Annotated in this window: 1 protein-coding gene; it reads right to left on the bottom strand. The window is 69.5% G+C overall.

Annotated features, from left to right (window positions below; translation table 11 throughout):
* Positions 1–627: 627 nt before the first annotated feature.
* Entirely contained in the window at positions 628–15,525 is a 14,898-nt protein-coding gene (locus tag SNE206_RS39100) for an EndoU domain-containing protein (RefSeq protein WP_407918359.1), read from the bottom strand.
* Positions 15,526–15,651: the final 126 nt, after the last annotated feature.

Raw genomic sequence — 15,651 nt, 5'->3', positions numbered from 1 at the left:
TCGTAGTCGTCCCGCACATCCCGCAACACCCCCTCACGCGCCCGCGGCCACTCCATCCCCGTCACCTTCGAGAAAAACGCCGCAAAATCATCACCGATCTCGATCGACGAATGCGACATCACACAACCCCTCACGAAAACGACAAAACGAAGCAGGACCAGGCACGCTGACACACCGACACACCGACCCGACCGGCCCGACCGGACGAACCAGGAACGACGGACAGCAGTACCCCAGAAAGGGAACGACCACCACGAAGACTCCCGTTCACCGATCCACAGCCCATACGCAATTCGATACCTGGCCTTTATCCGCACTTCTCCGAACCTGGCCTTCGTCCGTGCTCGGGCTGCGTCGGTCTTGCGGGGTAAGAGAGTTGATGATTAATCAAATAGTTCCCGCAGGAGGGGCCCGGCCGCGCCACTCCCTCGCCTTCGTGCCGGCGCAGGCGGTCTGCGATGCTCGGCCGGGTCAGGTCCCTGACCGCAATCGCGGCGTGGGCCGACGATGCCCTGCCTAGGCTCTCGGCGGCACCGGCCGAGAGCCGGGCACCGGACCGACCACCCCGGTCGAGGTCACCGAGCGGCGAGGACGCCCCCGATCGTCAGCTTCCTGCTCGCGTGGTCTTCAGAGCTTCAGCCCCATCCAGGCTTCCGCCTTGCTGCGGTAGCTCTCGATCCGGGCTGCGGACTCCCTGCCGGCGAGCTGGACCGGGGTCTCCCGGACGCGCTCCAGGAGTCGGGCGAGCAGTTCGGCCACGCTGTCGGTCAGTGGCTGCTCACCGTCGGGACGGGGCTTGGCCGGGCTGACACGCGCGAAGTCGAACAGGTCCCTCCACAGGTTGCTCCTGGCCGTGAGGCCGAGGGGCTGGAGGGTATCGGTCGAGGCGGTCGGCTCTGCCAGTGCGGCTGCGAGGAGTCCGACCCGGGTGTCGAACTCCTGCGGCACCGCGGCGGTCAGCATGCGGGCGAAGACGGGCCACATCAGCCAGGGCGCGGCGCGGAAGGCATCGAGTCCGGTGTGTTCGAGTGCCCGCAGCCAGTGGTCGAATGCGAGGTTCGTCTCGCCGGAGTCCTGACCGAGCAGTGCGCCGCGGTAGCGGAGTTCGGCCCGCAGGACGGTGATCGCCGCAAGCCGTGGCAGGAGACCGAATCCGCCGCGCTCCTCGATGACCTGCATCCGGTCCAGCTGTCGGCGCAGGTCGGTTCGGTAGAAGCCGACGTAGGGTTCCTCCGGCTCACCGTCGCTGCTGGTGGCGGGGAGCGCGGTGTAGTCGGCCAGCCCGGTCAGGTGGTAGGCGAATTCCTCGTCAGGCATGGGGGTCAGGCCGAATGTGTCCAGTCGGTGACCCAGGGCGGCTATCTGGGCCGCTGCCTTGACATGTGAGACGGCGTCGGGCGAGACACCGCTGCCGGGCAGTGACGCCAGTTCTTCGATGCGGCTCCAGATCATTTCGACCGGGAGGAATCCCCGTCGGACGGCGCTGATGCCGTCGACCATCACGACGTTTCTCCGGCTCTCGACGGCCCGGGTCGCGGCGGGGCCGAGGCCGGTACTTCCGCGAGCCTCACCGTGCGACTCGTCCTCCCCGGCCGTGTCCTCTGCCAGGAGAGCCTGCCAGTCGAGGTCGTTGAGCGCGAGGTTGGTCCCGGCGATGGTTCTCTGGCCGACCGGTCCGGCGGCCGAGGCGGAGGCGGTCTGTTCGATCGATTGGGCAAGCCGGACGAGGTGGACTCCGCGCACGTATTCGGGCAGTGCCTCACCCGTGGTGAGGTGGAGCAGGGCTTCGACAGCCTTGCGGTTCAGGCCGCTGCTGATCTCCTGGTCACCCAGGGCCGCCAGCACCGTTGCCTGGAGGGTGAGGGCGGGGTCACCCTGGCGGCCGACCAGATGTGCGATCTGCGCCGCCACGGCACTGTAGTCGGCGCCGGGGAGCGTTCCGTTCACGACCTTGGGAAGGAGCGCGGCGAGCGTGTCGAGCTGTCGGCTCAGCTCGTCGGTCTCCTCGGGCGACAGGCGGTGGAGTGCAGCCGGCGGCCTGGCCGGGTCCGGCTCCCGGTCCGGGTCGGCGAAGTAGAGGTCGGGGGTGAGCTTCTTGAGCGCGCTGCGGAGTCCGCGCACGGTGTTGTGGAAGTCCTCCTCCGGTGCGGGATCGTGACGGCCGGCCTGTTCGACCAGGGCGTCGAGGACAAGGCCGGCGTATCGGACGGGGTCGGCGGCATTGTAGGCGGCCATGGTGACGCCCTTAGCCCCGGTGCCTCCCCGCACCTCGGCGACGAGCTGGCCGAGGAGCCTTGAGCGCCACTTCCTGGCGTCCGCCGACCGGCTCGGGCCGCTGATGATGGTGAGGTGGAGGTCGAGCAGTCTCCGGGATCTGGCGCCCAGGCCGGGCATGCCGTGGTCGGCGGCGAGGCGTTCGATGACCGACGACGCGTCGAGTTCCTCCCTGGCGGCGGCCTCGGTGACAAAGCCGAAGCGGACCAGCTCGACCCAGGCGTTGGCGATGGTGTCGATACGGGCGCTCAGCGCGGAGTGGGCGGAGTTCGAGACGTCGTTGGCAACCCGGTCGCCCTGTGTGCCGCCGCTGACGATTTCCGCCTGAACGGTCTTGACCAGGAGGACCGCCCTGTCGGCGATGTCGGTGGCGAAGGACTTCGGATCGGGGAGCTGGTGCCGGAGCTGGCCGACCTGGGCGAGCAGGGTCATGAGTCGGCGCGGGGTGACGGAGGCGGTGAGAAGACGCTCCCTTGCCGTGTCGCCGGTCAGGTCGGCGGCCCGCTCCCGGATGTCCTGCTCGGACGGTCCTCCCGGCTGGGAGGTGACGTGGGACCAGGAGGCTTCGTCGATGGCTCCGTTCAGCTCGGCCTCCTTGAGCCGGGTCCTGTCGCCCCGCTGCTCCGCACGGAGTTCGGCCTGCTTGGCCCTGATGCCATCGAGCAGAACGGTTGCCCGTTCCTCGGTGTGATCGGCGCGGAGCCCACTGAGTGTGTTGGCCATGAAGACCTGATTGGTGAGCACCTGTGCATAGGCCCTCTGGGGCCCGGGCTGCTGTGAGAGGAACGCGACCTCGATCTGGTCGAGTCGGAGCTCCAGATCCGTCCAGAGTGCCTCGGTGGTGTTCTTGGCCGGGTCGTCGGGGTGGCGGATGAGGGCGCGTACTGCCCGGATGGTGTCCACCGCCGCCTGCACGTAGCCGGCCAGCATCGGGGTGTCGATGAAGCGGTAGCCGAGTTCGTCCTGGCGGGTACAGAGCGTCATCGCCTCCCGGTGGGTCATGTAGCCGATCTCCTTGGCCCGCCAGAGCTGCTGCCTGATCTGGAGGACGTAGCTGTCGAAGAGCGGCTTGCCCTGGTATTCCTGCTCGTCCGGGAACTCCGTCACGTAGTCCTCGATCTCCTGGTGGATCGTCTCGGTGCGTGCGGCCAGTTCCCTCGCCCAGGCGGTGTAGCGCTCGTCGGCGTTCGCGCCGCGGCGGTTCGCGGGGTTCTGTCGCTGCTTCTCGTCGAGCCGTGTCTGCTCTGCGGCGAGGTCCGCAAGACGCTTCCCGACCGCCTGGAGGTGTGTCGCGGCGACGGCGGTGCCGATGGTGTAGTGGATGTCGCTCAGCCACAGTCGCTGGGCGGGTTCGTGACGGGCTTTCAGGCCGAGTTGGCTCACCATCTGCTGCAGGTCTGCGGCCGACATCTGACCGCTCCGCACGAGGGCGGCTCCCCGGGCGGCGAGGACCTCCAGGTGCTGGTCGTAGACGCTGCGGGGGATCGAGCCCTGTGTCCGGTTGACCATGACGCTGCTGTGCAGCACAGCCAGCCAGTGGCCGAAGTGCTCGGGCAGCGGTGTGCTGTTCTCCCAGTCGCCGCTCAGTTCCTGGAGCGCTGCGAGCGTTCGGGAGACCTCGGCGGCGTGGCCGTGGAAGTCCTCCCCGACCACCAGCTGGGTCCGGATCGTGTCGCGCAATGATCCGAGGGCGGCCTCGGCGGCACCGGCGCCGACCTCGCGGCCGGCCAGGGCGTCCGCTGCGATCTGCTCGGCGATCGTGACCGCGTGCAGGATGTCGAGCGACCGTGCCGTCGTGCCCTGCTGGAGCTGCGACAGCTGGCGCGCTCTGGCCGAGGCGGTGTCGATGGCCCGCAGCAGGTCCTCGAAGGTCAGTGCGCCGGCGGCGAGCTGTCGCCGGCCTGCCCCCCAGAGTGCGTCCACGCGCTCCCGCACTTCGGCTGCCTTCGCCTTGGGGCGGTTCAGCACGGTCCTGGCCAGCAGGTCGGCGTCCGCCGTGGTGGGTGTGCCTGCCGAGGGCACCGCTGCGGAGTGCGTCGGCCGGTCCGCCTGGGCCGACAGGGCGGACGTGGCGGTCCCGGCGCCGGGTGTGAAGGTCGTTCCGGTCTTCTTCGCCTTCTGTGTGGGTGCTGCCGTGCTGTCGCCGTCGGCTGCGGTGGGTGTCGCGGTGCTCAGGGCGCTCGGGTACCAGGGGTTGGGCTGGTCGGCCGGGGCCGGTTGTCGGTAGAGCGGGAACGCGGTCTGGATCTCGCCGGCCTGTGTGTAGCCGCCGAGCCAGTTCCCGAAGGTGTCCTTGCCGACGAACCTGCCCAGCAAGGGGTCCACACCTGCCGTGGTCGTGGACAGGAAGCCGCCGGAGAGGTTGACCTCCCCTGCTCGTACGGCGTGGCGGTAGGCGGCGGCGGCGCTCTTCTTCATCTGTGGCCACGTCAGGTGGGACGGGTAGAAGGTGCTCCTCTTGGTGAGCGGCTGTCCGATCAGCGGCCGGTATTCGACGATCGCTTCGAAGACTCCGTTGGCGAGGGGGAGGCTCCTGGTGTCGTCCGCCGGGCTGACCACGGTCGTCGACTGGCCGTCCCAGACCCTGATCGAGCCTGTGGCGTCGAGCTGGTGGCCGCCGACCAGGCGGGAGACCGGGAGCCCCGAGAACAGGTCGGTGGCGGCCTTCCGTTCGATCGCGACGATGTGCCGCTTGAAACGCGCAGGGTCGCCGAAGCTGACCCAGATGTCCTCTTCCCTTACCTGGGGGGTCGGGTGTGCAGCCGCCGTCCTGGCCTGGGCCGCCCCGGAGCCCGAGGTGCTGACGGACGGCGTCGGAGTCGCAGCACCCGACCTCTTCCGGGGCATCCACCGGACGAATTCCGCCGGGGGCTTGACGGCACGGACGGGGCTCACCGGGTGATCGCCGCCCAGGACGGCGGGCACCTTCTCCTCCAGGGCCGCCAGCAGATCCGATCCGAGCGGGACCGGGTCGCCGCCACCGGCCGGCATCAGGACGAACGAACCGGAACGCCAATCGCTTGCGATCGGGCGGCCGTCCGCGTCGAACACGTACGTTCCTGCGATGACACGACCGGCCGGCGTGGTGAACACGGGGCTGTCGGCGCTCACCAGGTGCAGGCCCGGGGCCAGGCGGCGGATCACCTGGGCCGCGGACCGGCCGCCGGCCGCCGACGTGTTGACGTCACAGCCCACGAGCACCAGCAGACGCCCGTTCTCCGGCTTGTTCGGCTTGATCACCTGGCGGTAGAAGTCCGCGGGCTCCATTGCCCGGCTCCCGACGATGAAACGTCCCCGACCGTCGGTGTGGACATGGACCACCATCGCGTTGCCGATCCTGGGAAAGCCGTACGCGGCCTGGAGCTGGGTCCATCCGTCGTCGGCGAAGCCCTGGGCGCCCTTCGCCGGCACGAACATCCCCGACGGCGTCATCACCAGACCGTTGAACAGCGCCTCCTCGCTCAGGACCTCGAGCGGGGAGTTGAAGTGCGCAGGCTCCTGTGCGTCGCTCCGCAGCCAGGTGTCGACCGCCTTCCGTACCGCCGCCAGGTGCTGCTCCCCGGCGACTCCGGTGTCCGGGACGGCCGTCCCGGTGCGCCGTGCGGAGAGGCGCGCCACCACGTCCGCGACCCGGGACCGGACTTCCTGCCCCGCCTGCGGTTCCGCGATCGGGTACCGGAACCATAGGTCTTCCAAGTGCAGTCTGTCCCTCAGCGCGGTGCGGGCATCCGCACCGAGCGGAACCAGCGGCTCCGCCGGGGACGGTGTCCCAAGGCGGGCCGCCAACAGGCCGACACGCTCCTCGAAGCCCTCGGGGACCTCGACCGAGAGCAACCGCACGAACGCGGACCGCAGCACTGCCGGTGCGGTTCGGTAGGTATCGAGGCCGCTGTGCTCCAGCGCCCGCAGCCAACGGTCGAATCGGGCAACCTGCTCGGCCCTGTCGCCCCACCACACCGCACCGCTGTAGCGCAGCTCCTCCTCCAGCACGTTGATGGCCGTCAGTCCAGGCAGCAGGCCAACGCCTCCGTACTCCTGGAAGAGCCGCAGGTGGGACATCCACCGCCGCAGTTCGAGCTGCTGCTCCTGCTCCTCCGGCGGCAGGGCGGCGGTCCTCGGCGGCAGCGCCGTGTACCTCGCCATGGTGTCCAGGCTGGTGGCCAGCTCCTCCGCGGACATCGGGGTTCGGCCCCGTTCCTCTGCGCGGGCATAGAAGCTGTTGCGCACCGTGGTCCCCAGCAGGGACACGATGCCCGGCCCGAGGTCACCCTGGCTGGGGAAGGGCACCTCCTGACGTCGTGCATCGAACTGGTCGGCCGTGAGGAAGCCGTGCAGAACACCGAACAGACTGTGGGCCATCAGCTCACTGACACGACGGGAGACCAGCGGCGGAAGGGCCTGCCCCGCGCTGGTCCTCGCGATCTCCAGAAGCTCGACGACCCCCGCGGCCACCGTCCCGTCGAACCCGACCTGCCGCCACCATCGATCGCTGCGCGCCATCTGCACGGCCCGCTTCAGGCGGTCCAGGTCGGAATGGTCCGCGCCTTCACCCCGCCGGGCCCGGTCGATCCTCTCCTCCAGATCGGACAGGAGCGCGTCGATGTCGATGGCCACCACAGCCCGGCGCGGCGCACCAGGGTCTCCGAGCTGCAGGACCGCCTTGAGCAGCCTACGGACAAGTACCCCGTCGAACTCGGGTCGGCCCAGCATCGCCAGTGACGTGGCCCGTACGGTGAGCACCGGGTCGGACTGGCGTGCGACGAGCTCGGACACCTCGTACGACGCGACGGCGAAGTCGCTCCCGCTCACGGCGCCTTGAAGGAGGAGAGGCACGGTGGCCGCCAGTTCGCCGAGTCTGCCCTCGAGTTCGGTCCGGTCCTCCTCCGAGAGCACCACCTGGGGAACAGGTGGCAGCGCGGGGGCAATCGGCGGGAACTCCGGCGACAGGGAGACCTCACCCGTCAGTTTCTGCAGGGCACTGCGCACCCTGGCGACCGCTGCGGTGAATTCCGGTCCCGGGGCCGGCACATGGTCGGCGGTCCGCTCCACGAGCGCGTCCAGGACGGTGCCCGCATACCCCACGGGAGAGTCCTCCGTGTACGGCTGGACGAGGAATTCCCCCTTCCCCTTCTGACCGCGGACCATCGCCTCCAGCTCGGCCACGATCTTGTCACGCCACTTCTTGGCAGCGGCCGGCTGCTGTGCGGCCCCAGCGATCCGGAGGTGGACGTCCAGGAGCTTCGCCGCCTGCAGTCCCATCTCGGGCAGCTTGTGGCTCTGTGCGAGCTTCTCCAGAGCCAGGTCGGCCTGCATCTCCTTTCTGACCGAGGCCTCGTCCGCATAACCGAAGCGGACGAGCTCCGCCCAGAGGCCGGCGATGGTCTCGAGACGCGCTGCGAGTGCGGCGCGCGGCGTGCGCGACGTCGCATTGGCAAGCTCGATCTTGCGCATGGAGGCGCTCGAAAGCTCCAGTTGCGCGGCTCGGACCAGCCCGCGGGCCCTCCTCCTCAGGTCTGCTGCGAACTTCTCCGGCTCTGCCGCCAAGTGCCGCAGCACATCGACGTGTGCAACCAGCAGCATCATCCAGCGAGGCGATGTCACGCCCGTCACGACGCGTTCACGACCGGCCTTCCCGGTCAGCTTCGCTGCCCGGCTCTCCAGGTCGACGGCGGACGCGCCGGCAGGCTTGCCTATGGCCAGCGCCCACGCGATATCCCCCTCCGCAGCCGTGGCGGACGCCCGAGCAACCTCCGCCTTGGGCATGTCGACGGCGGCCAGCTGCAGCAATGCCACCTCCTGGGCCGTCTTGGTGGTGAACGCCCGCACTGCGGCATCGTCCAGATCCAGACGTACCGCGTCCAGCGCCAGGGAATGGGCGCGGATTCGGGTGATGTGACTGGCGTGGTCGCGCTGCGGACCGTTCTCGGACAGAAGCATGGTGGACTCGGCAGAAACCAGTTCCCGCCAGAGCAGCGACCACTGGTGCAGGCTGGCCTCGCCGTCGGCGGCACTGCTGCTCCGCAGGAGGGCGGAGACCGCCCGGACGGCTGCGAATCCGTCCGAGCTGTACTCGTCGAAGATGCGCTGGTCCCTTGCGAAGATCTCCAGCATCGCCATCCAACGCTTCATGAAAGCCATGGCACCTGCATACGGCAGGTGACCGATCTCTCGAGCAAACCAGAGCTGCCTTCGGATCTGCAGCGCATGGCCGGCGGACAACAGCCTGTCCTTCTCGGCGCGGAGGGACGGGAAGAGGGTGTCCAGACGCTCCATGTCGTCCTGGAAGGACTCGATCCGCTCCCCAATCTCCTGTGCCCACGTGGTGTAGCGCTCGTCGGCTCCACCGGCGCGGCGCTGCGCCGGGTTCTTGCCCTGGTTGTCGTCAAGTCGTGTCTGCTCGGTACTCAGGTACTTCGCCCGGTCCGTTGCGGCCCCCACCGCGGTCGCGGCATCCTTGAAGCCGATGGCATAACGGACATCGCTCAGCCACATCCGCTGCTCGGTCTCGGGACGGGGCCTCGGCACCAGACGGCCCAGCTCTGCCTGGAGGTCGGCGGCGGTCAGTTCGCCGGAGTTCAGCAGCGCGACTCCGCTGGTCGCCAGAACCTGAAGGTGCTGGTCGTAGACACTGCGGGGAACCGTCCCCTGCTGACGGGCCACCATGATGCCGCTGTGCAGCACGGCCAGCCACTGGCTGAACGTCGAAGGCCACGGCTGACCGCCCGCCCAATCGGCACTCATCTCCTCCACCGACGCCAGCGCCCGAAGCACCTCACCGGCATGGCCTTCGAAGAGCTGGTCGAGCCGCGTCCGGGCGGCGACGGTCTGGCGCAGAGCCTGCAGCACGGAGCCAACCTCGGCCAGATCGGCAGTGCGACCGGCCACCGGGGCCACGAGCTTCGCCGCTGCCAGCACCGCACCGAGTGCCTTCACCGACGCCACCAGGGAGTTGCGCTCTGCCACCGGTGCGCGCTGCGCCCGCTGGAGCGCTACGTCCACCTCCCTGCCCAGCTCGTCGAAGGTGAGTGCGCCGGCCCGTAGGGCGCGCAGGCCGGTGCCCCACAGGGTCTCGATCCAGGCGCGCACCTTCTCTGCGGTCGGCTTGCCCGTCGGCACGACGGCGGCCTTCAACTCGGCCAGATCCCTCTCGGCCGTGTCCACCTCTGTGGCTGCGCCCGCCTGGGCGACGGCAGCCGGCTGCTCGGCCGTGCTCGTCTGCGCGGCCGCCTCCGGCAGAAGGACGGGGTTCGCCCGTTCTGCCGCGCTCGGCCGGGTGGCCGATGCCTCCGGTGCCCGGGAAGCAAGGATCTGCTCGACCGTAGCCTCACCGCCGACCACCCACGGGTTGGGCCTGTCCGTTCGGGGGGCCGCCTGCTCCCGGCGGACGGGGAATGCCGTTCGGATGTCACCGGCGACGACGAACCCGGCGAGCCAGTTCCCGTAGATGTCGGTGCCGAGGAACTTGCCCAGCAGAGAGTCCATGCCGGCCCTGGCCGTCCCGAGGCTGCCGGAGAGATTGACTTCACCCGACCGGACGGCGTTGCGGTACGCCGCGGCGACGCTCTTCTTCATCTGCTGCCACGACAGATGAGTCGGGTAGAAGGTGGTCAGCTTCGTGACGGAGCCTCCGACCAGTGGCTGGTACTCCACCACCGCCTCGAACACTCCGTTGGGCAGCGGCTCGTCCGCGGAGTCCACCGCCACCTCCACGTGGACGAGCGAGTTGCCGTCCCGGACCTGGATCATCCCGTCCGCATCCAGCTGATGGCCGCCGACCAGCCGGGCCGTGGGAAGACCCGAGACGGGATCCGTACCGGTCCGCAGTTCGAGGGACAGGACGTGTCGCTTGAACCTCTCCGGATCGCCGAAGCTGACCCAGACGTCCTCGTCACTCACCGCGGATGCGGCCGCCGCCTGTACCGGAGCCGGGCCGGACGCGCCGGACGGGCTCGCCTGCTGGGCGGAGGCCGAGGACGACGAGCCGGGCTGCGACCTCCTCCTGGGCATCCACCGCACCAGCCCGTTCGGCGCCTCAGCCCCTCGCTCCGCGCTCACCGGGAAGTCGCCGCCGAGCAGGGCCGGCACCTTCTCCTCCAGTGCTGCGAGCAGGTCGAAACCGAGGTCGACGCCGGCGCCGCCGTGGGCGGGGCGCAGAACGAACCGGGCCGACTGCCAACTGCCCGCCTTGGGACGCCCATCGGCGTCGAGCTCGTAGCGGCCGGTCACGACTCGCCCGTCCGGGGCGGTGAACACAGGTCCGTCGGCGCTCACCAGGTGCAGCTTCGGCGCAAGCCTCCGGATGATCTCCGCGGCCGAGGGACCGCCGGCTATGGGTGTGTCCACGTTGCAGCCCACGAACACGAGGAGCTGCCCGGCGCCGAGCCCGCCGGGCTCGATCACCTCCCGGTAGAACTCCGTCGGCTCCAGTGTCCGGTCGCCGACGATGAACAGTCCCGAGCCGTCGGTGTGGACGTGCAGGACTGCCGCGTGGCCGATTCGCGGGAAGGAGAAGGCAGCCTGGAGCTGTACCCGGCCGTCGTCCTCGAAGCCGGCGACGCCCTTGGCGGGCATGAACAGGCCGGACGGCGTCGCCAACGAGTCGACCCGGGCGTCACTCTCCAGAATTCTCAGCGCGGTCTCGAAGGAGACCAGCTCGGCCAGCCAGCGGTCCACGCGGCTGCCAAGATCGTCGCGGTCCTCATCGACAAGGTTCTGCTCGGCAACCGCCGTGATACGTGTGGCGAGACGGGCGACCACATCGACCACCCTGTCCGCGATCTCCTGACCACCCCCCTCACGCGGCAGCCTGCTCCGAGACCGGACATCCTCCCCACGCAGCCTCTCCCGCAACGACGCGATCTCCCCCGCACCCAACGCCACCACCGCACCCGCACCCGCACCGTCCGACGACGCCAACCGCGCCGCCAACACCCCCACCCGCTCCCCGAACCCCTCCGGCACCTCCACCGACAACAACCGCACAAACGCCGACCGCACCACCCCCGGCGCCACCCCGAACGCCTCCAACCCCGCATGCTCCAACGCACCCAACCACCGACCGAACGCCACCCCCGCCGCAACCACATCCTCCGCCAACAACGCACCCCGGTACCGCAACTCCTCGGCCAGCGCGACGACCGCCGCGTACCGTGACAGGAGGCCGAACCCTCCGTTCTCCGAGGAGACGGCGAGGTGGAGGAGCTGTCGCTGCAAGCCCTTGCGGTAATCGCGCACGAGGGCGTTGGCGCCCTCGTCGGCCGACGGCGGGAGCTGGGCGGTGAGCCGCGCCATGGCGTCCAGCTGGTCGACGAAGTCCTCCTCGGACATCGGCAGGCGACCGAGGTCCTTGGAGAGAAAGTCCATGGCCGCAAGCTGGGCCGTACCGAGGAGAACGGGCCGGTCCTCCTCCATCATCAGCTCGGAATCGGCCGGCAGCTGGTCGAGGCGCTGCTCGAACTGCCCGGCGGTCAAGTAGCCGCCGCTGACGGCGTTGATGCCGTGCTCGATCACCTTTCCGGCCCGTTCACGGACGGCCGTCCGCACTGCCGCGGCCTCCGGCGACCGGCCGTCCTCGGCGAGCAGGGCCGCCAGCTGCGCGGCGGTCATCTGCCCGTATCCGTCACGCAGCCACTGGCGGTCGTTCACCGCCAACGCCAGCACCGAGAGCCATGCCACCCGGTCGACCTCAAGGATCTCCCCCGGGCCGGCCTCGCTGAAGGTCGACGCCTCGTCCGTGATGAACGTGTCGACGTCGGTGCCGGACACGAGGGAGTACGGATGCCCGGGATCGGCATGCGCGAGCAGGCTTTCGAACAGGCGCTTGCTGAGCGCGGGATCGATGTGCTCCGGGTTGACGGCGAGTGTCAGCACCAGGGCACGCAGGACCAGACCGGCATGCGACTGCCGCGCCACCAGCCTGCTGGCGTGCACGCTCGCCGTGATCAAGGACCGCTGATCCAGGTGGCCCGAGAGGACCATCGGAATCATCGCCTGGAGGTCCTGCAGCGCCCGGTCGACGTCCGCGTGTTCCTGCACCGAGAGCAGGTCGGGCACCGGGGCCGGCCGCGCCGGGGCGAGGACAGGAGGTTCCACCACCTGGTACAGGGTGTCGGTGGTCTGCTTCTGGAGATGACTGCGGATGGCCCGGGTCCGCTCCCTGAAGTCCTGACCCGGCTCCGCCGTCTGCGCGGCGGCCTGCTCCACCAGCGCGCTCAGCACGATACCCGCGTACCGGACCGGCGAGTCCTGCGTGTATGCCGCGACGACGACCTTCTGCTTCTCCTTGCGGCCGCGGACCAGGCCCTCCAGCTCCGTCAGGAGCGCGGTGCGCCACTTCCTCCCGTCCGCGGGCCGGGCCGGACCGCGGACCACGCGAAGATGGACGTCGAACAGCAGCGAGACCTGGTCGCCCAGCGCCGGAAGGCCGAAGCTCTCCGCCAGCTTCGCGAAGACCTTGCCTCGTGTCACCTCCTCACGCACGGAGGATTCGTCCGCGAGCCCGAACCTCACCAGCTGCACCCATGCACCCGCCACCGTCTCCAGACGTGCCGTCACCGCCGCGTACGGGCTGTCCGACGTGGCGTTCAGCACGAACATGCGCCGGGTGGAACCGCTCAGCAGGTGGGCCTGCACCGCACGCACCAGCTGCGCCGCCTTGGTCCGGAGTCCGAGAACGAAGCCCCTGGGGTTGTCCGTGAGATGCCCGAGCCGTTCGAGCTGTGCGAACAGGAGCATCATGCGGTGCGGGGAGGTCACGCCCAGTGCCAGCCGGTCCCTTCCGGTCCGTCCCATCAGGGTGGAGAGCCGCCGGCTCAGGTCCTTCGCGGTGAGACCTTCCGGCCGCCCGAATGCGAACATCCATTCGCCGTCATCCTTGACCGACTCGATCGAGGCGATCTCCAGTGCATATCCGACTCCTCGGAGCCACGCGGGATCCGTGCTGTCCTTCCGTGCCTGGACCGACTCGAAGAACGCGGCTTCGGCGTCTTCCTCTCCCAGCCGGGATCGCAGGCGCTTGAGCAGGCGTGCGTTCTCGGTCAGCTGGGTCGTGAAGAAGGCGTGCTGGAACTGGGCGCCGCGGTTCATAGTGGCCAGCTGGGCTTCGACCGCGTCGAGAGCATCCGTCAGCTGGACCCACGCGCCTTCCGAGGCGTCGTCCTGCTGCCGGTCGGGTTCCTGCAGGATCGCACCGACCGTCCTGATCGCCCGGAGCGCACCCTCTGCGTAGGGCCGAACCCGCTCGGCACGGGCCGGATCGAACAGGCCCACCAGGGACCGGACCTGTCCGACGAAGTCCCTGGACTGAAGGTAGGTCATGGCACCACGCTCGCGGGCGGACCATGCCGCCACACCGATCTGAAGCACACGGGCAGCAAACTGCAACCGCTTCTGCTCCGGCGCGGCGGCAGGGGCGATGTCCGCCAACTGGTCCATTTCGTAGCGGAATTCGCCGATCCGCTCCCAGATCTTCTCGGCCCAGGTGGTGTAGCGATCGTCCGCACCGGAGGCACGGCGCTGGGCCGGATTCTTGCCCTGGCCGTCCTCGATGCGCTTCTGCTCGGTGGCCAGGTACTCCAGCCGCTGGTCCGCGGCCTCGACCCCCGTGTAGGAACCGATCGAGTACTGGATGTCACTCAACCACAGCCGCTGTTCGGCCTCGTGGCGGGGCTTCAGCACCAGCCGGTCCAGGTACACCTTGAGCATGTCCTCCGAGAGCCGGCCGTGGCTCTGCAACAGGACACCGTGGGTCGCCAGCGTCTGGAGGTGCTGGTCGTAGACACTGCGCGGCACCGACTCGGCCTGCCCCTCCACCAGGACCGTACTGTGCAGCACCGCCAACCACTGGCTGATCCAGGCCGGCCACGCTTCCTCGCCCGTCCGGTCCTCACCCAGCTCCTGCAGCGCGGCCAGCGCACGCAGCACCTCGCCCGTCCGGCCGTGGAAGCGACCGTCCGGGAGGAGGAGCTGGGCGTCCACGGCCTCGCGCATCAGGGTCAGCACCCCTTCGACCTCGGCGATCGCCACCGGCTCGTCCGGGCCTGCAGCGATCAGGAACTCGGCTGCCGTTACCGCGACAAGCGTGCGCGCCTGGGCCACCATCGAGTCCCGATGTCCCCCAGGGGTGCGCTTCGCACGCTCCAGTGCGGCGTACACCTGGTCTGCCAGCGACATGGCGGACAACGCTCCGGCGGCTCGCGCACGGCGGCCCGCGTCCCACAGGGTGTCAACCCATGTCTGGATCCTTTCCGCCTTCAGTTTGCCGGCCGGAGGGGCCACCGCCGACAGATCCGCCAGGTCCTGCTCGATCCCGGCAACCGGCGAGTCGACAGCGATCGGCTGCCCCACGGCTGCCTGCTCCTCCGTGATCGGCTGCCCTGCGACGACGGGCACCACCGTGACCGGCACCGTCAGCGAGTCCGGCGCGGTCGGCATGATGGCCGTCGGGAGCGTCGGCTTCATCCACGGGTTCGGGTTGCCCGTCCGGGGGGTGCTGGGCTCGCGGTTCAGCGGGAAGGCGGTCTGGATTTCGCCGGCGAAGACGAACCCGGCGAGCCAGTTGCCGTGGATGTCGGTGCCGATGAACTTGCCGAGCAGCGGGTCCATGCCGGGTGACGCCGTGTGGAATCCGCCGGAGAGGTTCGTCTCACCGGCCAGCACGGCGTTCCGGTACGCCGCCGCGGCACTCCTCTTCATCTGTGCCCAGGTCAGGTGGGCGGGGTAGAAGGTGGTCAGTTTCGTCACCGGGACGCCGATCAGCGGCCGGTACTCGACCGTTGCATCGAACACGCCGTTCGCCAGCGGCTCCGTCCTCGAGCCCTCCGGCACAGTGACGCGCACCACCACACCGTTGTCCCGGACCGGGATCGTCCCGTCGGCGTCGAGTTGGTGACCGCCGACCAGCCGTGAGACCTCAAGCCCCGAGAACGGATCCGTGCCCATCCTGAGTTCGAGGGACAGGATGTGCTGCCTGAACCGCTCGGGATCCCCGAAGCTGACCCAGATGTGCTCCCCGCTCACGGCCGAGGTCGCCGCGGCCAAGGCGGGGGCGGGGGCGCCGGCGGAGCTCGCAACCTGTGTGGTTGCTTGGGATGCGGGGCCCGACTTGGACTTCTTCTTCGGCATCCACCGCACGAGTTCGGCGGGCGCGGGAGCCCCCCGGTCCGTGCTCACCGGGAAGACCGTACCGCCGAGCAGGGCAGGCACCCGGTCCTGCAGCGCCTCGATCAGGTCGGACCCGAGATCGGCACTCACCCCCGCGCCACGCGCGGGCTGCAGCGTGAACCGCCCCGGACGCCAACTGTCCGGCTTCGGAACCCCGTTCACGTCGAACCGGTAACTGCCCGCCAGAACCCGCCCATCCGGCGTGGTGAACACCGG

The sequence above is a fragment of the Kitasatospora sp. NE20-6 genome (assembly GCF_045862635.1).
This window is presented reverse-complemented; position numbering and strand designations above follow the sequence as displayed.